Consider the following 22966-nt stretch of genomic DNA (forward strand, 5'->3'; position numbering starts at 1 on the left):
TATTATTTATCAGGAGGAACCATTCATTGAAAAGAGAATTGAAAACATTACAAAGCCGAGAAAAAATATTGCATGCGGCTATAACTGAATTTGGCAAAAACGGATATGACAAAGCATCCTTAAATGCAGCGCTGGCGCAGAGCGGCATTTCAAAAGGACTGGTATACCACTATTTCAAAAATAAAGATGAATTGTATCTGTGCTGCGTAAAATCATGCTTTCAGGCTTTAATGGAATACCTGAAAACAAATTGCACCAGTACCAATCAGTCTAAAATCCGGCTTCAGGAATATTTTGATACACGCCAGCGTTTTTTTACGGAAAATCCCTTTTTTATACGCATTTTTTTCAATGCTGTCATACAGCCTCCTTCTCATTTGAGCACGGAAATTAATCTGCTTAAGAAGGACTTTGACCAGCTTAATCTTCAGCTATTCGAATCTGTACTGTCCGGGCTGCCCCTTCGGAATGGAATCTCGATTGAAGATGCCTGCTCCTATTTCAGTGCCGTTCAGGAAACATTTCACCAACAATATTTTAAAGAACTTTCCAATTGGGATACCGACAGCAACTTTATTGAAGTTCACGAAGAAAAGGTACGAAAATCGGTAGATATGATTTTATATGGCATCGCAAAGGAGGATAATTTATGATACCTGCAATTTTACGACTGGCAGCAGCAATTGCTTTGGCATATGCAGCTGGTAAATTAGTCTCAAAAATCAAACTGCCCGCAATTTTAGGCTGGCTCATCGCAGGCATGATTCTGGGACCTCATGCCCTCCAATTATTAAATGTTTCACTACTGGACATGAAATGGTACCAAACTTCCAACCATGTACTGGAATGTGCTGTAGGACTGATGATCGGTACCGAAATTATCTGGAAAAATATAAAGCGTTCCGGCAACCAGATTATTGTAATTACAGTTGCCGAATCTCTGGTAACCTTTGCTGTAGTTACGCTTACTTTTGGCGTGATCTTTTATATTTTCCAGATACCGCTCTATCTTGCTGCTATTATGGGAAGCATCGCGCTTGCTACAGCACCTGCTCCATCCTTGTCCATAGTAAGGGAATTCCATACAAATGGCCCGGTAACGAAAACTTTGATTCCCCTTGCAGCAATTGATGATATTATTGGTGTTGTAATCTTTTTCACGATTATATCAATTGTATCTGCTCAAATATCCGCATCTGCCATGCCAGTTTATATGATTATACTCACCCCCGTTCTTCCAGTGTTAATCGGATTAGTAATCGGCATACCCGCAGGTTTTCTGTTCAAAAAAACATCTTCCGCAAACCTCTGTTTTATAGAACTGTGCCTCTTTATCCTATTAGCAGCCATATGCGGATTTATATTTAATACTTATATCCTTCCGGAACCTGTTTTGAATTTTATGTTAATCGGAATGGCATTTTCCGCTGCATTTTCCAATATTATTCCGGAAGAACAGCTGTCCACACTTATGAAAAAATTCAATCCTGTTCTGGGATTCGCCCTGATAGCAGTTATCCTGAATCTGGGCGCTCCGCTGGATTACCACCTGATTCTGGGTGCCGGCATATTTACGGTTATCTACATTTTGTCCAGAGCTTTCGGCAAATACAGTGGTGCCTATCTTGGAGCGCGGCTCTCTCATTCCCCTGAGGTGATCCGAAGATATCTGGGATTCACCCTGCTTCCCCATTCAGGTGTATCGCTGGTCTTTACCGGAATTGCCGTTGCTGCACTGGAGGGTCCTGCACCGGAATGTGCCCACATTATTCAGGGAACAATTGCAGCTGCTGCCGTAATTAATGAAATTATAGCTGTTATTCTGGCACAAAAGGCATTTAAATGGGCCGGTGAAATTCCAGAATGTGATGCAGCTGTTTAACTAAGCAGCGCATCAGCTTTCATCAGGCAGGCGGCAATGAGAAAATAATTCTCACTGCCGCCAATTTTATACCTTTATACGATTCCTACTTTGCCTTTATTGTGATCGGGCTGCTGTAACGGCCATAGATATTCTTGCCTTTTACTTTACAATAAGTTTTTACTTTATAAGTGTAAGTCTTACCTTTTACCACCTTGTGATCAACGAATTTGAAAGTTTTATTATTTACAACTGCAATCCGCTTCCATGATCCTCCGCTCTTCTTAAAGATCCGGTATCCCGTAACTCTGGAAACTTTATTCCAGCTTATCTTGTTCTTTCCTTTATAAGCCTTTCCATTTATGGATACAGCCTGTGGTACCGCCTTAATTGTCTTACTTTTCCATTTACTGTAAACAGTTTTTTCTCCTGTTTTCTTATATGCTTTCACAGCAAATGTGTAATTCTTTCCAAGGCTTCCTTTCGTGTAGTAAAAATAGGTTCGGTTCTTTTTCACCGTTTCCAGCTTTCTATATGTCTTACCTTTTTTCAGATAAATAATATATCCGTCTGCTCCTGCTATTTGATTCCAGCTCAGTTTCACATTATCTGTTTTGCTGTTTTGTGCTTTTACCGCCACTGTCGCTGCTTTTAATCCGGCTGCTGCCGCTTTATCAGAATCCACTTTCAGATTCCTAATGGCTTTGTCCAAAGCTTCTGTCTGGGCATTCACTGTACTTTGTAATGCATTCGGGTCATCTGCCGTCTTTTGCGCCTGGGAAATGGCTGCGGTCAGCGCACCGTAAGACTGGTCTGTATAATTACCCGGTTTAATTGCCTTTGCTTCCTCAATCTTTGCCAGTAATGCACGTTTGTCCGGTTTGACAGGCTGTACTTCTTTTTTAACCAGACCTTTTACAGATGCGATTAATGCATTGGCTGCCTGATCAACTTCTGACTGCTCTGCATTATCATTTCCTAATACTGCCCGGGCATAGGCTAAAGCATCCAGCATCTGATCTACGCTTTTCTGTGTATACAGGGTGAGATCTATTCTATCTGCCTGTCCGACAGCATCTTCCAATGCCTTGTAATCTGCCCTGAGCCGAAGTGCCTCTAAACGGATACGAAGCTCTTTTAAAATGCTGTTAACGGCTGACTGGCTCTTTGGATTTACGGCTTCTTCTTCTGCAAGCCGCAGTGCATTTACAAATTCCTGCTTGCCTGCTTCTCTGTAAGCATCCAGTTTTCCTGAAATTTCCGCTGCCCTTTCAAGTTCCTTGCTCAGTCTTTCCAGATCAATCACCAGCATGCTGTTCATCGACGCCAATAATTCTTCATAGGCCTGCTGCAATTCACTTTCTAAAGGCTGGTCATCCTCTAACAGCTGATTCGCCTGCTCCATTGCCAGTAAGAATCTTTCCCTTGTTTCCTCAGGATACTGTTCTATCTTTGCAGCCATGATTTTCCCTGCTTCTGTAAGAGCAGCTAAAGATTCTCTCACAGATTCCCCGTATTTTACCTGGATAACAGCCTGCGTTAATTCATATGCTATTCTGTCTGTTTCTTGTTGTGATGCACTGCCATCGGCTAAAATTTCCTTTGCCATAAGAAGTGTGTTCCGGTAGAATTCTGCTGTCTCTTCTGCCGTATTTGCAAGATCTTCCTCTGTAATTGTGCTTTCTGCATCCGAGATGATCTTATCCAGCCCGTCTTTGCTGACGCCGTCTTGCGTTACCGTCACACTGCATTCTGCATGTATTTCAGGATAACCTTCCGGATACACCCGTACTGTTGTCTCCCCCTGAGTGATGCCGGTAACTGTTCCCTGCGTAACTTCTGCTGTTGCTGGATCATCTGAAGACCATACCAATGATATTTCTAATCCTTCCGGCATCATCTTCGCACCAAGTGTGATGCTCTCTCCGGCTTTCATGTTAACTTCTGTCTGATCCAGTTCAATGCTTGCCGGTGTAATTACTTTCACCAGATTTAATATGGCATTTTCCAGTTCTGCATTCTTCGCATCTACTATTTCCTGGGCTGCCCCGTCGTTTTGTAATATTTCTTTTGCGGCCTTAATTGTGTCTTGTAAAGCCTGATAACTCTCTTTTGTGTAGCCGTCCGGTAATATCGCTTCCGCTTCCTTTAGGGTTTCTGTCAAGGCATTTTTATCTGCGGTAACTATCACTTTACACTCAGCCTTTATGTCCGGGTAGCCCTCAGGATATACGCTTACTGTTGTAGTTCCAATGCGGTATGCCGTCACTGTCCCTTCCTCTACCCTTGCAATTTCATATTCGTGAGCCAGCCAGTTTAACGTTACTTCTGCGTCATTTGGTGTTACTTCAGCATGAAGCTCTGCCGTATCGCCAACTTTCATTCTTAATTCCGTCTGGTCCAGCGAGATGGTTTCCGGAACTATTTCTTTTATTTTGGAAAATTCAATCTTCAGGTCATCGAAATAGACATTAGATGTTCCATTTCCGCCTGAGCCTGACCAATAATCTCCCAGCGCAACTGTATTAAATCCTGTCCGGTAATCGGTAGTATCAATCAGGGTATCATCTATGTAGAGTTTGCAGTCTTCCCCCGACGAATAATCCCATTTCAGTTCATGCCATCCCTCCGTACGAACAACCTCTGACCGGTAGTTCTGGCTTCCGATACGGTAATAGTATTTATCCGGTGATCCGGGTGCCCGGGTTTCGATTCCCATTGCTATGAAGTCGCTTGTAGAAGGGTCTTTGTCATCCGTAGTTACATTTGCCACTACCTGGGTTAACGGCGCTTTTGTCATATTATCGTATAACCAGACAGAAACAACCCCGTTTTTGACTTCGTTAAATTCTTTTGAAATAACAACCATATCCTGGTCTATTTTAAAACTTTTTTCTCCGCCATGTGCTTTCTCAGTGCTAGTCACAGGAATTCCTTTTTCTCTGTTCCATCCCGTAAATTCATTATTTTCATATTCAAAATCATAGGTGAGTACATCCGGATCCTCGTTAGAGGTGGTAAAGCAATATGTCTCACTTGTTTTCGAAGTGCAGTCCATGCCATCACCCACAGCAGTTACACGCCAGTAGTAGGCATTGCCTCTCTCCAGGGCTGACGCATTTGCCCAATCATTTTCTGTGATCTCTGAGTAGATTACGTCATTAAATTCTGCATCCCGGGATACCTCCACAAAATATTTTACTGCATTTTCTGCTTTGTTCCAGGTCAGTTTCACACCATCGATAAAAGTGAGATTTTCTGAATTATTTTCCGGTGATGTTAATACCGGTGTGCCGGTTTCTGTTTTCACAACCGTTCTGTACTGATCTGAATACAGACCCACTTTTGTTACATCAAAGTGGTTTTCTCCCATGACTTCTTTAATCATGGAATTCTCTTTCACTTTAAACTGGGATAAAGAAGAATTCTCAAATCCGATATCTGTTCCCGCGGGCAGCGCATGTTCCCGTTCTACCGTTCCCAGTTCGTCTACTCTTTTGCTGATATTGCCATATGGATTGGCAACACCTGCCAGTATATTGTCCTTTATAACTGCATTGGCCGGTTTGCGGGCATTCAGAAGATTCCCCTCACTATCACAGGTTTCCATATCCATTACCGCCAGATCCGGATATTTCTCATCCCACAATGCTTTGTCATAGCGCTCGTCGCTTCTTAAATCCATAAGTTCGGCATAGCAGTTCCCATTAGGTTTCTGTGCATGATAATATGCCCAGCCTTCACCCCGGTTATCATAATGAAGACCTCTTCCTTCGTTTTGGTTCAATACAATATTATTGGTAAATACGTTATCCTGCCCGCCGCCTAACAGCATGACGTATCCGGTAATATTATTGAATAAATTGGAAGTGATTTCAATACCGCTGGATAAATCGTCACAGTATACTCCGGCAGAACCAAGGCCTCCATTGGAGTAAATATCGTGAAGATAATTATTGGTAATCTTTACGCCCCGGTAGGTCCATGTTCTTACTGAATAGATGGCTCCGCAGTCGGAAGTCTCGTAGCACACATTAAATATATCATTGTTGCTGATCACATGATCATTGCCATCGTAGCTGATTGCCATGTGGGGAGCATTATATATCTTGTTATTGGATGCCGTATTTCCACATCCGAAAATTTTAACAGCTGGTGTGTAGGTTCTGTTAATTACCGAGAAATCACTGATATCATTATTGACTGCCCGGTTATTGCCCGGAGTCAGGGTATAACGGTCGCCGCCTCCCAGAAAGATTCCTCCCTGTCCGGTTCTGGTGATATTACAACTGGTGATGGTATTATTAAATCCACCGTGAGCACCAGTATTAATAGTCTCGTAATCGGTGCCTTCTATTCCCACTACTACTGCCTTTTGCCCTAAATCCGAAAAACCGCAGCCACCGATTGTGACATTATTACAATCTACTAAAGAAATACCATGACCGTTGGAATATCCAAAGTTCATATTTTCTACTTTTATGTAAGACGCATTTTCCATGCTGATAAACGGTGTCCGCGCCATTGAAAGTGCTACCTCGCTATCGGAAAGAGCTTTCTCGGGATACAGGTATAATTTTCCGTTTTCTCTGTCCAGATACCATTCTCCCGGCTGGTCTACTTCGCAAAGCAGGTTAAAAGCGTAAAAATTCTTACCGCCAAACACCCCGTATCTGGAGGGCTGAAGTGCTGACATCTTCATTCCGGCAGCAGTTTCCTCAAGCTTATTAATCTTCATCGTATCATCTGCCCAATCCCAGCAGAAATAGCCAAATACCCACAAGTCACTTTCCAGGGACCACAGCGGGTACTTATTTTTAAACACAGATCCTTCCACTGTGAAGATGCCGCCTTTTTGATTGATCCATTCATCCTCCGGATATTTACATTCACATGGAATTCCACTGTTTTTGCTGCAATCCGGGCAGGTTCCGTCAGGATTCGGCATATGGTCTCTTGGAACGAAGCCTTTTTCCAAAGCTTTAGACGTCTTGATAAATCCGCTGTTTGGATACCTGGAAAGACGCTGATCTTTTCCATCTACAGAAACGGATATACCCGGTGCCTGTGAAGGCCATCCAAAACCATTCTTTACAATCTCACCAAAATCTGTGATACCCTCATTCGCCGTAATATCATATACGACTATCTGATCACTTGCCGCCTCCGGCAGCCTTGCCAGAATTTCCGAATCTGACACCGGTTCGAATTTTTCACCGGGCAATACCAGATTGCCGTAGAAATTAACCTCTTCATCATTATATGCTCTGTATACGATGGGATTTTCTTCAGTTCCGGAATCTTCTTCCGTCAGATGAAAACTGTCTCCCAGCCGCCTGTAGGTTCCGCCTTTTACATTTACCGCAACTCCGCCGTCCGGCAAACCCCTTGTTTCTTTTAGAACTTTTACGGCATCTCTTGCCGCCTCCAGGCTGGCAAAGGGCTTATCGATACTTCCGTCATTCGAATCATCGCCGTCAACTGCCACATAAAATTCTTTCCCCGGTTGAAAATCCCGGGCAGCTTCCGTATGACCGGAATCCGACGCTGCATTTGCCGGTAATACGCTCGTCAAAAGCATCGCAGACACCATAAATAAGCTCAGTACTCTTTTCAATCTACTTTTCATACCTTCTACCTCTTCTTTACATAAATTTGTATTTCTTTCATCTCTCTGTGCATCCTCCCCGTATCTGTCTTTCCTCCTTTCTCATTGAAATATATAGATTTTTCTGTATAATAAAGGTACTTCGACTATGGAGCTTCCTTTGCCGTGCCCTTATTACCTTTTGTATAACCGCCCGTAACAAGATCATTTCACCTAGTACTATTCCGGACAGTAATAATAGTGACAGCACTGTCCGGATGGAGCACTATTTTTAACTTTAATATACTTAATTTACCATTTTACGGCAATGTCAGGATTCTGCTATTTGGTGCTACTATTTTGACCAGTTTTTAGAAACCGGCGGAACTTTCATGTTTTCATGAACATTCCAGGCTAAAAAAGGGATATCATAACCTTTTAATGGCTACGATATCCCTTTTTTGACCTGGATTAGCAAATGAATTACTTTTTGGTTTTCACTTTCTCTGTTTTACTGTATGCCCCGTATACCTTCTTTCCGGCTGAATCCTTTTTGAATCCCCGGACCTTTACATAATACGTCCTGCCTTTTTTCAATTTCTTAATTGTCTTACCTGTATTTTTTGTCTCTAAAACCTTTCTTCCTTTGGTCATTCTGGAATTATTTCCATAAACAATCTCATAACCGCCTGCATTTTTTACTTTTTTCCAGCTAATTTCCATGCTGCCGGCTTTTTTACTCTGGGCTTTGCTGATGGATGCCTTTGCAATCTTGATTTTCTCCCATTTTGCGTAAACTTCGACGTTTTTCCGTGTTGATGATGGAATACTGGTTATTTTCTTTTTATATTTTTTATCCGAATACCAGCCCTTGAAAGAATATCCTTTTCTGGATGGTGCCTTCAAGGTTACTTTTGACTTATAACAGGTTTGTGGATTCCGCCTGCTGTTGGTTCCTTTATTCAGGTTATATTTAATTTTATAACCTGACGTTACTTTACAGGACGCATATTTTCCACTGCCGTCAGCCGCCTGTACTTTGATCACAGCGGTTCCGTATCCCTTTGCCGTCACTTTACCTGTTTGATCAACTGTTACAGCTTTTGCGTTGCTTGTGGTCCATACCACATTTTTATTCAACACATTGGAGGGGGAAACTGCTGCCTTTAACGTAAATGATTCTCCCTTTGTAATCGTTTTGGAAACTTCATTTAGAGTAATTTTTTCAACACTGCTTCCTACCGTTACTTTACAGTCTGCATATTTTCCGCTGCCATCGGCTGCTTTTGCCCGGATGACTGCGGTTCCATATCCAACTGTGGTGACTTTACCGGCCTGGTCTACTCCTGCCACCTTCCCATCGCTGGTGGACCATATGATTTTTTTATTATCTGCATTGGATGGTAAAACTGTTGTCTTCAGTATAAAACTTGTTCCTTTTACAACTGTTTTTTCTGTTTCGCTCAGTGTAATTTTATCTACCTTAACTTCCGGGTCCGGTGTGGGTACCGGTACGGATGACTTCTTTATCCGTATTTCTGCAGCTGCCTTTTTATCTGAACCATTTACGGCACCTTCCACAAAGATTACACCTGGATCTGCCACCATATCCGGTGTTATGTTATCCCATTTTACCGCTTCTTCTTTTGTAGTAAGATCACTGTAAACTGCAGTAACTTTCTCCGGCATTTTGGGAATAACCCCTGTTGCGGTCTCTGCATACACCGGATAATATCCTGTAATTGTACTTTCCTGAGTATCTGGTGCACATAATATCTTTATTTCAGCCAGTCCCCGTTCACTTGCTGCCTGATGGTATTTTTCTTCGGGATCAATGGTAAACTTTATGCCAGAAGCTTTTACCGGCTGCTCCAGTTCCACAAGATTATCCTGGGAATTTTCCCATTTCATATCCTGCACTGATTTTTCATACACTTTCTTTCCGGTATGATCATAGAATTCCAGTAATCCTTCTCTTATGGCATTCACTTCATGTCCACGCTCATTCAGTATCACTTTCTCAATCATTTTTTCTTCATCAAAACTTAGTTCAATCCATGGAGAATGATCGGATTGTTTTGCAGCCCAATGGGTTTTCGTATCTCCATCTATTGCTTTTTCGGCTGTATACCGTTCGTCTGCGTCATTACCATCCGGTGTTCCGGTACGGGAACGTACGGAAGAAACTCTAACGTCTGCTTCCGGTGCAATATTGCTTCCTGCTGCTTCTAATGTTATGGTATTGCTGACTGCCGTTACACCGTCAAGAGTTACTCTGACACTTACTTTTACCTTCTGCCTGGTTGGTATTTCCTGCGGCATGCAGATGATGTCAGCGCCTTCCACCTTCTGCAGGGGGGCTCCTTCACTAAAGATATATTCTACCTGAGCGTCCGAAAGTCCCGCCGGTTTCTTTGTATTTAACATGCCCTGAATCCGAACGGCTGCCGGATGATTAACACTGACTGTCTCCGTATCAGCAGTCAATGTGACCTTCTCTAGATAATCGCCAAAGAAAATATGGCCATTCTTATCCACATCAGCGTACAGAGAAGTCTCTGCAATTGCTCCGGCTGCCACAGCAGTTACCGTTATCCGGGTTCTGCCCCCGGACACAGCTTTCAGTTTGAAATTGTCATAAACGGAAATGATCTGGGGATTGCTGCTTTCTACGGAAATGTCTGCTCCGCTTATATCCATTTTGGCACCTGTTCCATCATATCCGGTAATCACAAGTTCTGCGTCAGTGTCGGTAAGTTTCTCACCTTTTGCTGTAAGCTTTGACAGACGTCCTTCCATAGATTCCCCGTTTAATGAGACTTCCAGAATATCAACTGCACTGCCGTTACTTCCCTTGGGGAAATTCAGTCTCACATATTTTGCAGTAACTGGTTCCACGTTATAAATATCGGAAAATCCAAAATATGCTTCTTGTCCTGCTGATGGTGGTATCACGGTTTCTACTGTTCTCCATGCCTCCCCGTCATCGCTGATCTGAATCTCCATTTCCTTTGGTGTATTATAGTATTTCTGGCTGCGTGTATTGAAATGAATTTCTACATTTTCAATTTTACTTTGATTCTCCAGCTCAAAGGATAAGAAGGATTCTCCCTTTCCGGACACGGACCATTTCCCTGCATCAAAATCTGCACCTGTTATAAGTTCTCCGTCCAATGCCCGCTGTGGTGCATAATCCTCAATCTGTCCGCTTGCGGTGACTTTCGCACCAGCCATTAAAGACTCATATGGCTGAATATCCATATATACCCTGTTTGTGGTAAATGTTTTGCCATCCAGCTGCACTTCTGCCCATACGGCAGCACGGGTAGTTTTCTCTACAGACTTTGCAAACAGCTTTCCGTCTTTAAAAGAAATGAGATCACTCTCTGTAATAGCCACCGGAGTATATTTATCACCACCATCCAGGTCTACGATTCCACATTTCATCGTTATCTGTGCGGCATTTAGTCCAATGGAACCGCCCTTGTCGGATCTGCCCTCCAGATAATATGGATATCCTTCCAGATTGTGAAAGCTTCCATAAGCGCCTTTTTCGTCTACCCACAAAGACGCTCCTATCATGTTTTCTCCAACATAAACTTTACCATTTGCTGCCTTCACTTTTAAAGTGTCTTCCTGCGTAACTCCCTCATAAGTACCGGTTACCGTTATTTCTGCCTCACCATTACCTTTCGGTATTACGAGTCCTGTTTCATCCACTGATGCCACCAACGGGTCTGAGCTTTGGAAAGTCACTTTTTCCAGATTTGCTTTTAATGCCTGATACGTCATATAACCCTCTGCTTTTACCTGCAGGCGGTCATCTGAGAGCTGCTCACCTGTTGCAGTTATATTTGTCAGCTGATAGCTGCGCTGGGTATTATCCGTTACAATCTTGATAATGGTGTCAACCTGATCTTCTGTGACATCTGTCAAATCTATGCTTACGAAGTCCCCATCCTGGGTAAAGGAAAGTTCCTTGTCTTCATTGAGCCAGATTACTTTTTCAACGTGATCCCTGATCGGATCAGCCACCAGAGTCTGATCGGATATTGCATCAAATCCAATTTTTCTGTCCGGACCTTTCATAATATGCAGATACACGTTATTGTCTCGGGACATTGCATATCCCCATTTTGGTCCATGCCCATCTTCGAAATGGTCAATATTGCCTGCTCCATCATCAGCACACTGACAATCCGATCCATTCAAAAAGCAGGGCTGGGTTCCGGTGGTAGATTCATGACGCTCCGGCTTCCCTTCCGGGGCAAACCAAGCCGCCAGTTCTTCTCTTGCATCCACAAATTCCTGAACTGATTTTGGATATCTTTGTGCTACATCCTCGGGAGAATCCCAGTTAGTACCTCTGCTCATTAACGGCATCTGGTCATTATTATCTACCATGCCTCTTCCGGCATTCATAACCATCTCCTGGGATACAAGCCGGTAGTCATCCCTTCTTGCATAGTACGGTGTATAATTATTTTTTGTATGCAGGGATTTCCATGGTTCCATAATAGTGCGCTTCGTTAATTTCGATCCCCGCTCATGTCCATAGATACCGCTGCATTCCCCGGTTCTTAAATCCGGATCTCCGTATTCCGAACCCCAGACGTTGGCATTGATAATAATTTCATCGCTGTAGTTGCGCACATTGCTGTACATGACATCATAATTTGCACCGCCCATTGCCTGGGGACCGTCAAAATAAAGGTATGCCGGATCGTAGCGTAAAATTAAATCCTCCACATTCTGCACAAATACATCGGTAGAGTAATGCTGCAGTCCGCCTCCCTCTGTAGCATAATACAATCCAAACTTCATTCCATAGCGCTTTACTGCTTCCTCAAACTGCTTTAATCCATCTACCACATTTCCGTTTTCATCCTTTGGCAGATATTTATTCCTGTCGTGGTTCGGATCTGCAAAACGGGATGGCCAGTAGTAATTCTGCTGCAATGCCTCAATGGATACCAGGGAATGCCCCTGTCTGCTGGCACGTTCTGCCCACAGATCTGCCGAAAAATTCGGATCTGCAAAATACTGGTAGACAGGAATACAGTGGCTTAATGCGCTGACACGTCCTTCCTCAAACCATTTATTCGGGCGTTCTTTGACCTTCAGTGTATAAGTCTGCTGTGCAGCAGCCCCATCCTTGTCCGTTACCTGTACGGTAAAACTGTAATCACCGGGGTCTGCTTCTACGATTCCCCCTATGGTTCCATCTTTCTTAAGCTCAAGTCCATCCGGAAGCGCTCCTTTTGTTACTTCCCAAGTATAGTCAGGCCTGCCTCCGTCAGCCATGAACTGAAAAGGGGATGCTTCCAGATTAAACTGATTCTGATTATACTGAGATTTATTCCACACGTAAGGCCACTCCGTATATCCTATAGGCAAAATGTTCTGGGGCAGGCCTCTTCCCGGCTTTCCATCCTGTACCACATCATCAGCAGAAAGCCCCGTCGTGGTGATGGATAAATCGCTGTCTGTTCCCGTCACGGAATAGGTTAAACCTTCCGGCTCATTACCGTCTTTATCTGTAATCCTGCCATAAAATCCAAGATAGTACACATCATTATCTTTTGCAACCGGCACTCCATTGGCATTCTTGTCATCTGTATAAGTATGCTTGATCTGGAGCAGAATCTTATTCCATCCTTCTTTGAGCTGAATGTCCTTAACTGCCATATCCTTCTGTACTTCAGAAGGCTTGGATGGACTTGTGACTGCAGTATCATTTACATACAGACGGTGTTCACCGCTGCTGCCAAAACGAAACTGTACTATCTGTTCTATATCACTATATACGTATGTATGGGCATACACATATTTATTTTTAGTGTCAATGCCCTTTTTAACACCGTAATATCCATATAAGTCCTGGTAATCATCATAGGTACGGTTCCAGATGCGGTCATCGAAATACTCCCATTTCTGTCCGTCAAAAGTCATGCTTTCTCCCAGTTTTGGAACGATGGTTTCTTTCGCTGCTGTCTTTTCCGTAAGTAATTCTTTTACTTCTCCCTGGGTTTCAGTTTGTTCTGTCACCGCCTCTGATGCAGCTGTTTCTTTCGTTGTTTCCATCGCTGCTTCCGGCATTATCTCTGGCATTGTCTCTGGCGTTGTTTCTATCGCTGTCTCTGGCGCTGTTTCTGGCTCTGTTTCTATCGCTGTTTCTGACGCTGTTTCTGGCTCTGTTTCTATCGCTGTCTCTGGCGCTGTTTCTGGCTCTGTTTCTATCGCTGTTTCTGACGCTGTTTCTGACGCTGTCTTTTCCTCTGTTTCTTCCGTTAACATTTCCTCTTCTGGTAACCCGGCACTTACATTCAATAAGCTTTTCACAGCTATTTCCGTATCTTCCAGTGGATATGGGTATACTTCTATTTCGCTGATTCCTGTTATGCCAGGATATGGCTCAAGCCCGTCATCAACGATTACCTGCAATTTTTTCACATTTTCAAAAGGAATCTCAGGCTGGTATACAGTTGGATAATCGGCATTTTGACAGGTACTTTCTATTCGTATCGGATCACTTGCAGTACCGTCTTCATAAGTAAAAATCAGATCATACCATTGGTTTCTATGACGTCCGTCATTCCACAGTGTGATCCCAACACTGCCTACCGTAATTGGTTCATTCCATTCCAGCTGTGCCCAACAGGGAATCTCTGATCCTTCTGTCACCCATTGGTTTCTGACGGACCCATCGTTAAGAAACTCCGGTGGATTCGAACTAAGAGTAGCGGACGATGCAGAAGCTGCTGCCTGATTGGCTAAATTTGGATTGTCCGGGATTTCCGTGCCATAAATCTCATCAGCAACCGGTGACTCAAAAGGTCCTGCAACCAGCCATGAATTTATGAATGAGGCTGTTCCATTTACATGCTGCGCGTTTACTATAAGTGGGTTCCAAGACCCTGCTGCCAATATGGCTGCCATTGAAAGTGCTGTGGTGCGCTTCCACAGATTTTTAAAAAATCTTTTTTTCATTATAACCCTCCTGATTTAGAATGAGAATACCTTATCACATATTTCACTAATTTCAGACACTAAAAAGTACTGTTTTTATAGATATTACCTGTTTTTATCACTCTTATTTTTAATAATTTCTCACATTTTTACAATGTTAAACCTTTCCGTTTCTGACCAATGACGTTTTCGGCACCAGGGCGCAGAAATTACTGATTTCTCAGGGTGCTTCATTCTTTCTGTTTACGGAAACTTTATAAATCACATTATAGCAATCATCCGATTCTTACTGTGAGGAAGTATTTTACTTGTTTATGGGGATTATTTTTACCCGCGTTCGTACAAAGTTGTGAAAATTGCTCCCTGACAGCTGTCTGGCAGGAACTGATCTAAACTGCTGTTCTTAAGTCGAAACTTTAAAAAACAGCATCAAAAGCCGCTCCCAAATACACTCTGGAAGCGGCTCTCTTAACCCAATTCTTTTTAATTTTACTTCTGATTTTTACTTTTTAATTTTCACTTTCTCTGTTTTACTGTATGCCCCGTATACCTTCTTTCCGGCTGAATCCTTTTTGAATCCCCGGATCTTTACATAATACGTCCTGCCTTTTTTCAATTTCTGAATGGTCTTGCCTGTCCTTTTTGTCTCTAATACCTTTCTTCCTTTGGTCATCCTGGAATTATTTCCATAAACAATCTCATATCCGTCTGCATTTTTTACTTTTTTAAAGTTTACTGCCATACTGCCGGCTTTTTTACTCTGGGCTTTGCTGATGGATGCCTTTGCAATCTTGATTTTCTCCCATTTTGCGTAAACTTCCACGTTTTTCCGTGTTGATGATGGAATACTGGTTATTTTCTTTTTATATTTTTTATCCGAATACCAGCCCTTGAAAGAATATCCTTTTCTGGATGGTGCCTTCAAGGTTACTTTTGACTTATAACAGGTTTGTGGATTCTGCCTGCTGTTGGTCCCTTTATTTAAGTGATAGTTGATTTTATAACCTACCGTCACTTCACAGGATGCATATTTTCCGCTTCCGTCTGCTGCCTGTACTTTAATGGTAGCCGTTCCATAACCTTTTGCTGTCACTTTACCGTTCTGGTCTACTGTCGCTGCTTTTGCATTGCTGGTGGACCATACCACATTTTTATTCGCTGCATCTGCTGGCAATACCGCTGCTTTCAAAGTGAAACTTTTCCCTTTTAACAACATTTTCTTCGTTTCATTTAGCGTGACTTTATTTACCTTTACTTCCGGTTTCGGTTCTGGTTTCGGTTCTTGTTTCTTTGGCAATACGGTTACAATGGCTTTTGCCTTTAATGCTGTACCATCCACAGAACCCAGTACCGTAAAGTTACCGGGTACTGCTACCTGCTTATCCGTGATTGGCTCCCAGCGTGCCGATACCATGGCTGTTGTTCCGTTATTATAGGAAGCCTTCACCGTCTGGGGCAGCTTCGGGATGATTCCCTGGACTGTATCCGCCTGAACTTCTTCCAAACCTGTGATTTCCGGCTTATGGGTTTTGATCACATAGGTTTTTTCAACTACTTCACTGTAGAGGGAATCACCGACGATTGCAACGCATTTTAATGTCACCGGATTATCATTTTCCGGCAGTACAAAGCTTTCATCATAGTAGATACCATGTTCCGGGTCTTTGGGATCACTTCCATCCAGCGTGTAGAATATCTGATCCTTTTTGGATGCAGGTGTGATTTTAACTTCAACCGGCTGCTCATATGTTCCGGAATCTGGTTCCACACTCGGCTTGGAGGTCTGGACTTTCGTCACTTTCATGTCATCGATATCGTATTCTCCCCCAAGGGAATTAAAGCCGATACCTCCGGACTTTAAAGTTCCATCCACTACAGTTCCTACCAGATTGCCATCCAGATAACTGCTGATCTTATCACCGTCTGCTACAACCTTCAGATCATACCATCTTCCTGCAAACGGAGGATTCAATGGCTCCAGTCCTATCTCTTCCGGTGTCTTGGCGAAGAAATTCTTATCACCGGAGGACCGCATATAAAATTTTAATTTACCTGACTTCTCCATCATTAATGTATAGCGGCGGGGATTTGATTTGCTGTTAGGATCTTCTTCAAAACGAACGCCTCCCGAAAATACGTCGTATGCTCCGCCAAGGGGACCTTCCCCGGTCCATCGATTCAACCGCACCCTGGCTTCCAGTACATAGTTCTTCCAGTCGCTGCCGCCTGTATAATAGAAGGTATTATCCTGAGAATTAATACGAAGATACTGATTATCATCTTCCCTGATTAATTCTTTTACCATTTTTCCGCCTCCTACCCCTTTCCAGTCAGGCAGTATATCCTCTGCATTCATGGAAGTTACAGCTGTTTTCTGTATTTCCATTTCCTGCTCATTAGCCTGGGGCAAGCCGGTTATTTTTTCTTCTGTGATTTGCTTTTCTGTGAACTGCTCTTCTATATTGCTAACCTTCTCTTTTGTCTCCGGTGATTCCGTCTCCGGTACTTCCGTCTCAAGTACTTCTGTTACCGGTACTTCCGTCTCAGGCACTTCCGTTTCAAGTACTTCTGTCACCGTTTTATCTCTTACCCGAACTTCCGTTTCTGTCTCAGAAGCATTCTGGTTTTCCAATTCTTCATTTGCAATATCACTATACTGCAATGCATCCTCCCGATGACTTTTGTTACCTGCATCGTCCGCAGTCATCTCATAGCTTTCAAAATCCTCTTCATACAAAACCCTGTCTTCCGGCTCAGCAGGTGGTTTTGGCAGCGGCACTTCGCCTGCTGGGGGAGCTTCCACGCCTCCATAAATCATAGCTTCATCGTAGTACACGGTGCCTTTTCCTGCATCACATCCAATTTCCAGAGTATCAAATCCTCTGCTGTTTACCTCTTTCACCAGCCTGCCGTCAATATACATCTGTAATGTACCGGGCGTACTGTAATCGAACTTCAGCTCATGCCATCCAAAAAGACGCGGAACATTTGTGGGGATCTTTTCACCGTTTATGTTCATGTAATAGCAATCCCATTTCCCCCACTCTATGCCAAGACCAAACATCTGGTCTTTTGTCCCTGTGCTTACATAAGAAAGAGCATTTCCAGAATTCTGAACGCCGGAATCATATCCAGCCATATTGCCGGACTGGCGGTCAAACATTTTAACGGTAACTGTTTTATTCAGAAGATCCTGAAACGTTCTGGATAATACACTGTCCTGGTTTACGATGAGACCCTGTTTTCCCACAAACGGGTCTTCTGACATCCACTCTGTGGTAATCTCCGGCTGTGCATTACGGAACGTCCATTTGCGTTTCTGGATACCCTTTTCGAAATCATCTTCAAAATATATGTCTTCCGGTTTTTGGCTGGTTTCCTTCTCTTCCATATATTCTATTGGGAAGCCCTCGGTCAATCCAATCTTATCATACTCCATTTTGGAATCATCAAATTCATCCAGATGATTTACCAGGGTTCCATAGTCGATATTTACATTGTCAAAGAGAATATCATCTTTGTACTGCAATATAGTATTGACTTCAATATTAAAGTTCATGGGATTGACAGATTTCACATTATGTAGTTCAAATCCGGAACATCCCATATCCAGGTTCATATTGTTGGGACTTAAATCCCTCATGGTAGGATTGGCACCGGTGCTGTCGATTACCATCTGGTTGATGATATTGGGTTTCCCCTTGCCGTCTTCATTTCCATGAAACAGCATACATCCAAAAAATGCGCCGTCATCCCCGCCGTCCTGCTGGCAGTCATGTATGTAGCAGTATTCATAACGGTTGCTATGGGTATATAAGTGCTTCATCGCATCATAATTTTTATCGGCTCCATTTTTTTCCCTGCTTGTTCCGCCTGTGGTAAAAATTCCTCTTCTGGGTGAATTATACACCTCGATATTAGAAAATGTACTGTGGCTTACCTGCTGTACCGTTAACCCGGAAGCCTGTCCGATTAATTCACCAATATCATGTATCAATACATTTTTCACCATATTGTCCCTGGAATATCCATCTCCGTTTTCATCTCCTGCCAGTCCCGGATAACCGCCGTCCATACTGATACCACCATGACCGGTATAATCAATCAGACAATTTTCCACCAACGCATTTGTATTGGCATCATACATAGCAATGCCAAACATTCCCGAGTTGGTCAGATGACAGGCTTCAATCCGGATTCCGTCGGTATTTTTCAGCGTCATCACCCTGTAGCGGAAATCATTCTGTTCCCTCTGTTCGCAGTAAGATGGCTGCGTACTTCCTTTGGATTCGTTTGGCCAGAATCCCAGCGCTGCTCCGGTATCCTTTGCATTCCAGCCGTAGGCATACCAGTCTGTGCTCTCCGTATCCTTCATTTCAATACCACGGAAGGTCAGATTGCTGACTTTAGAATTTCTGTCTTCGCCCTCTGCGCGGATTACCTCTTTTACCAGAGGGATGATAACCTGCTGATCTTCTATATTTCCTGACGGATAGTAATACAGATCCCCGGTTGTCTTGTTGTAATAGTACTCACCCTCCTGATCCAGTAATGCCAGATTGCCCTGCAGGAAATACCGTGCATTGGTTCCGGTAGTATATTTAGGGCGATAACGGGCAGAACCATCCAAATCAATTTCTTCATCTTTATAATGCAGCCTGCGCTGTGCAGTATTGATTCCTTTCAGAGGAATTGTATCTGTCATCCAGTCCCAGTATCCGCCGTCCCACATATATACAGAAGCATCCAGATCGCCCCGTGCCTCAGCGTTTGATAAACCGTCTGTCACCGTCTGCGGCAGATCCCCTGCTTTCCACTGCAGGTCATGCACTCCGCCCCCCGCAGTAAACAGATAAGGCGTCATTGCTGCTGTAAACCCCTCATACTGATCCAGGTTAGGGTAACGTGCCTGGGTTGCCCGACTGTCATTGACGTACAGCGTATTTAAGCTCCGGTCTGTTCCAACGTTCGTTTTATAGACAAGACCTTCTGCCTCTGCCGGAAGGTCGGCATCGGTTGCCCCTTCCCTCTGCACCAGCTCCCAATCACTGTTATCCACGGGTTTCCCCCCAATTAATTTAGCACGGGCAACCCCATCCTTACTGGTATAGACAATCTGATGTCCATTGGTGCCGGAATCTTCGGGTCCAAATTCTACCGTTTCATCCATATAGTACTCTCCGCTGTCCAGATACACATAGATATCCCCTGTCATATCGGAATTGATTTTCTGCACTTCACTTCTGGCTCTTTCCAGGGATGCATATGGCTTTTCCTGACTCCCGTCCCCGGCAGCATCATCACCTGCCGGGGAAATATAGATTTCTTTTTGTACCCCGGATGCCTCTGCTGTCACGGAATACGGTGCCGACATGCCCAGGGTGCCCGTCAGCATGGCTGCAGACATTAAAACCGCAAGCTGCTTTTTCATCTTATACATATCTTTTCTCCTTTTTCATACAGATTCACTTAAATCCCACAATAAGTTTTAGTAACCGGCATTACCTATAAGCCGGATACAGTTCAGGGTGGATATGCAAATCTTAGCATAGTCCACCCTGTAGTAATCCTTCTTCAACCAGAAACAGTTACGCTCTGAACATATCATGAACTCTTTTCGTTTTCACTTAACCGCAGGCACTGATCCTGATTATGATACCGCTTTAAATACTTCCTCTTCTGAAGATTCTTTTGCCGCCATACAAACTTTTGCACTTATGATACCTTCCCCAAGAGGTGCCACTGATTCTGTTGTTTCTCCCAGAATCAACTGCACAAAATTCCGTGCCAGTTCGTAATCTCCTCCACCATGCCCTGCAGGCGGAGTGCCTATCTTAATCACAGATACCTGATCACTCATATGATCGTACACCTTGATTTCATCTGTTGTAAAATTAAATTCCAGCGTTCCTTTGTATCCATACAACCGCGCGCCCCGCCTTGCTGCTCCTTTTCTTGCGAAAAAATTCTGTGAATAGACTGCGTGCATACCGGATTCATACCGGATCAGCATACTGCCGCTGTCTTCGTTTCCGGTATCTACCCCATAACAGCAATAATCACTTCTTGGGATATCATTTCTGGTCTGGGTAATATGATAGGTGCTTTCCATGCAGCTGCCGCAGCAGTCGCACTCACTGCAGCGCAGCCCTGCCCTCATATTACCTTTGAAAATCTGCTTTGATTTCATCCCACAGACCTGCACCGGTTTTTCTCCGGTCAGATAATTGATTACGTCCACATCGTGGGTTGCCTTCTGTAAAAACATACCTTGAGATACCGCTTCATTCCGATACCAGTCATGGAAATAGACAAAACCGTAAGGAACGTCATTAAATGCCTGTACATGCTCTACTTTTCCAATGACACCGCTGTCTATGATTCTCTTTGCTTCCCTTACCATCCTGGTTACCCGAAGCGGAAAAGACACTACCACAGGAGCATGAGGTTCTCTGTCACAGCATTCCAGAAGCTCCAGATCTTCTCTTGTGACACCTACGGGTTTTTCCAAAAATAATGGAATCCCCCGTTTCATTACCATTTCTGCCAATTGTGCATGGGTATCACAGTTGGTGCCTACTAAAACACCATCCAGTTCTTCCTGATCCAGCATCTCTTGTGCCGTATCATAAAAGTGTATTGATTCCGGATCCATCGGACATTTTCTCCATAAGCCGTCAATTTTGTCAATTTCCATTTCATGCATGATTTCCCTGGAATCCGTCTTGGTTAAAAGCGCTTTCACACGTTCCGGATTTTTATCAGCTATTGCTGTAATCTGTACTTTTTCCAATAGGCCCATAAATTCATCTGCCAGCATATCCATGCGGACACCATAACCTATTACACCCAGCTTTACCATCATTCTCCCCCTATTTTGCCGCCATCCAGGCATCCATCTGTGCCTGTTTTTCAGCAATGACGTTATCTACGCCTGCAGTTTCCAGTCTCTTTAAAAAGTCAGGCAGTGCCGTTTGGGGATCAACAGATCCTGAGCTTAAAGCAGGAACCATTTCTGTAATCACAGAGGTACAGTTTGCCAATTCCGTCTTGACTGGTGTGGGATCAAACACAAATCCGGTTACCGGTGAAATCTCAGCTTTCTTATCTTCTTCAAATACCATGCTCTGGGATTGTTTCTGTAAATCTCCTGCTTCATTGCGGTTATATAATGCTCGGGTAAAATCAGGACTGTAAGACTGTCCAATCTGCCATTCATTAAAGTTAAAGTTATATTTTCCTTCCTGCAAAGCATAGGTTCCGTCATCGCCATATACGTAATCCACGCCTTCTTCACCCTGTGTGATCAGCAAATACAGTTCGTCATTTGTATTCAAAAGCTCAATTAATTCAACTGCTTTTTCAATATTTTCAGACTGAGCATTCACTGCAACGGCAGCCGTAGGTCCTGCCGCAGCAGGAATTACTGTTCTGGTTGTGGAAACTGTTCCAGCCGGTGCTATATCTTTGGTACACATACTCATTTTTGCAGAATCCTCATTACCCGGGAAGTCCACGCTGTCCGGCCATCCTGACCCGACTTCTGCAATCATCTTCGCTGCTTTTCTGTCCGGGCTGGTATCTTTCACCGTAGCACCGTCTTTTCTGACATAGCCTTTTTCATACCAGTCACGCATAATCGTACAGAATTCTGCAAATTCATCGGTACCAAATTGATTAATTACTTTATCCGGTTCATCAAAACGAATCCAGCCCGGGGTAGCCATATCTCCAACAGCTTCCATATCCCAGAACAGAGGTTCATTCGCAAATAAATTCCAGGTGGAGGAAGTTTCCCAGCCTATCATATCCGGGTGTTTCTCCAGCGCTTTGCCTATGAAATCCCCAGTCATCTGAAGTGCTTCCAGGGTAGGTTTACCCTTAACTGCTTTCCAGTCAAATCCTACCTCATCCGCCAGATCTGTCCTATAACGGAAGCCTTGTCTCTTTGCAACGCCCCATTGCTGGTAGTTTACGGAGCCATAGATTTTACCATCCACCTTAACGCCTTCCCACAGGCCTTCCGGAATTCTCTTATAAGTTTCCGGTGCATATTGGGGAATTAACTCTGTAAGATCTGCATAAGCGCCTTTTGCCGCATTTTCATAAAAATTAATGCCGCCCCAGTTTGCGGTAAAACATAAGTCCCAGTCATCTCCTGAATTAATCATCAGGTTCATTTTTTCTCCATAAGTAGCACTGTCAATCATAACCAGGTTCAATTTTGCATTAATCTCTTTTTCAATGATCTGGTTCGCTTTTTCCATAATACGCTCAGCATCATTTACCGGTCCGTTCATCATATAAAAGCTTAATTCTACCGGATCGCCGGAAGCTTCTTTTGTTTCTTCCTTATCCCCATCCTTGCTTTCCCCGGTACCCGCATCACTGCCCGGATTCTCCGTACCATTTGTTTCTTTCGATGTTTTCTCTGTTGCTGCTCCACATCCTGTGAATGTAGTTGCCAGCATTGCCCCAACAAGTAAGACTGCTATCAGGTTCTTTCTTTTCATGTTGTCTTCCTCCTTAAATTTAATTTATTATTTTTC

7 protein-coding genes are annotated in these 22966 nt (G+C 43.5%); 2 read left to right on the forward strand and 5 right to left on the reverse strand.

All coding sequences use genetic code 11. The annotated features are described in order from the left end of the window. The first annotated feature begins 26 nt into the window (after positions 1 to 26). Together RHS_RS11720 and RHS_RS11725 are read left to right on the forward strand one after the other, a co-directional pair. Positions 27 to 653: a TetR/AcrR family transcriptional regulator gene (locus RHS_RS11720; RefSeq protein ID WP_027292989.1), complete on the forward strand. Its 627-nt coding sequence runs from the start codon at positions 27 to 29 to the stop codon at positions 651 to 653. Continuing rightward, positions 650 to 1882 (forward strand): cation:proton antiporter, encoded by a 1233-nt coding sequence (locus tag RHS_RS11725; protein ID WP_047833272.1) that lies wholly within the window; start codon positions 650 to 652, stop codon positions 1880 to 1882. Before RHS_RS11720 ends, RHS_RS11725 begins: the two co-directional genes overlap by 4 nt. 85 nt (positions 1883 to 1967) lie before the next feature. On the opposite strand, the gene RHS_RS11730 is transcribed toward RHS_RS11725, so the two are convergent. The 5 genes from RHS_RS11730 to RHS_RS11750 form a co-directional block, all read right to left on the reverse strand. Beyond that, positions 1968 to 7490, reverse strand: a complete 5523-nt coding sequence (locus tag RHS_RS11730) for an Ig-like domain-containing protein (protein WP_047833273.1) — start codon at positions 7488 to 7490, stop codon at positions 1968 to 1970. 441 nt (positions 7491 to 7931) lie between these two features. Beyond that, positions 7932 to 14438, reverse strand: coding sequence for a discoidin domain-containing protein (locus tag RHS_RS11735; protein WP_047833274.1), 6507 nt, complete (start codon positions 14436 to 14438; stop codon positions 7932 to 7934). 481 nt (positions 14439 to 14919) lie between these two features. Next, positions 14920 to 19857, reverse strand: a complete 4938-nt coding sequence (locus tag RHS_RS11740; protein WP_047833275.1) for an Ig-like domain-containing protein — start codon at positions 19855 to 19857, stop codon at positions 14920 to 14922. A 210-nt stretch (positions 19858 to 20067) separates the two neighbouring features. After that, positions 20068 to 21282, reverse strand: coding sequence for a Gfo/Idh/MocA family protein (locus RHS_RS11745; RefSeq protein ID WP_207649237.1), 1215 nt, complete (start codon positions 21280 to 21282; stop codon positions 20068 to 20070). Between the two features lie 7 nt (positions 21283 to 21289). Beyond that, on the reverse strand, positions 21290 to 22930 hold the full coding sequence (locus RHS_RS11750) for an ABC transporter substrate-binding protein (RefSeq protein WP_047833277.1): 1641 nt from the start codon (positions 22928 to 22930) through the stop codon (positions 21290 to 21292). Positions 22931 to 22966 lie beyond the last annotated feature (36 nt).

Source organism: Robinsoniella sp. RHS (assembly GCF_001029355.1).
In the GTDB taxonomy this organism is placed as follows: domain Bacteria; phylum Bacillota; class Clostridia; order Lachnospirales; family Lachnospiraceae; genus Robinsoniella; species Robinsoniella peoriensis.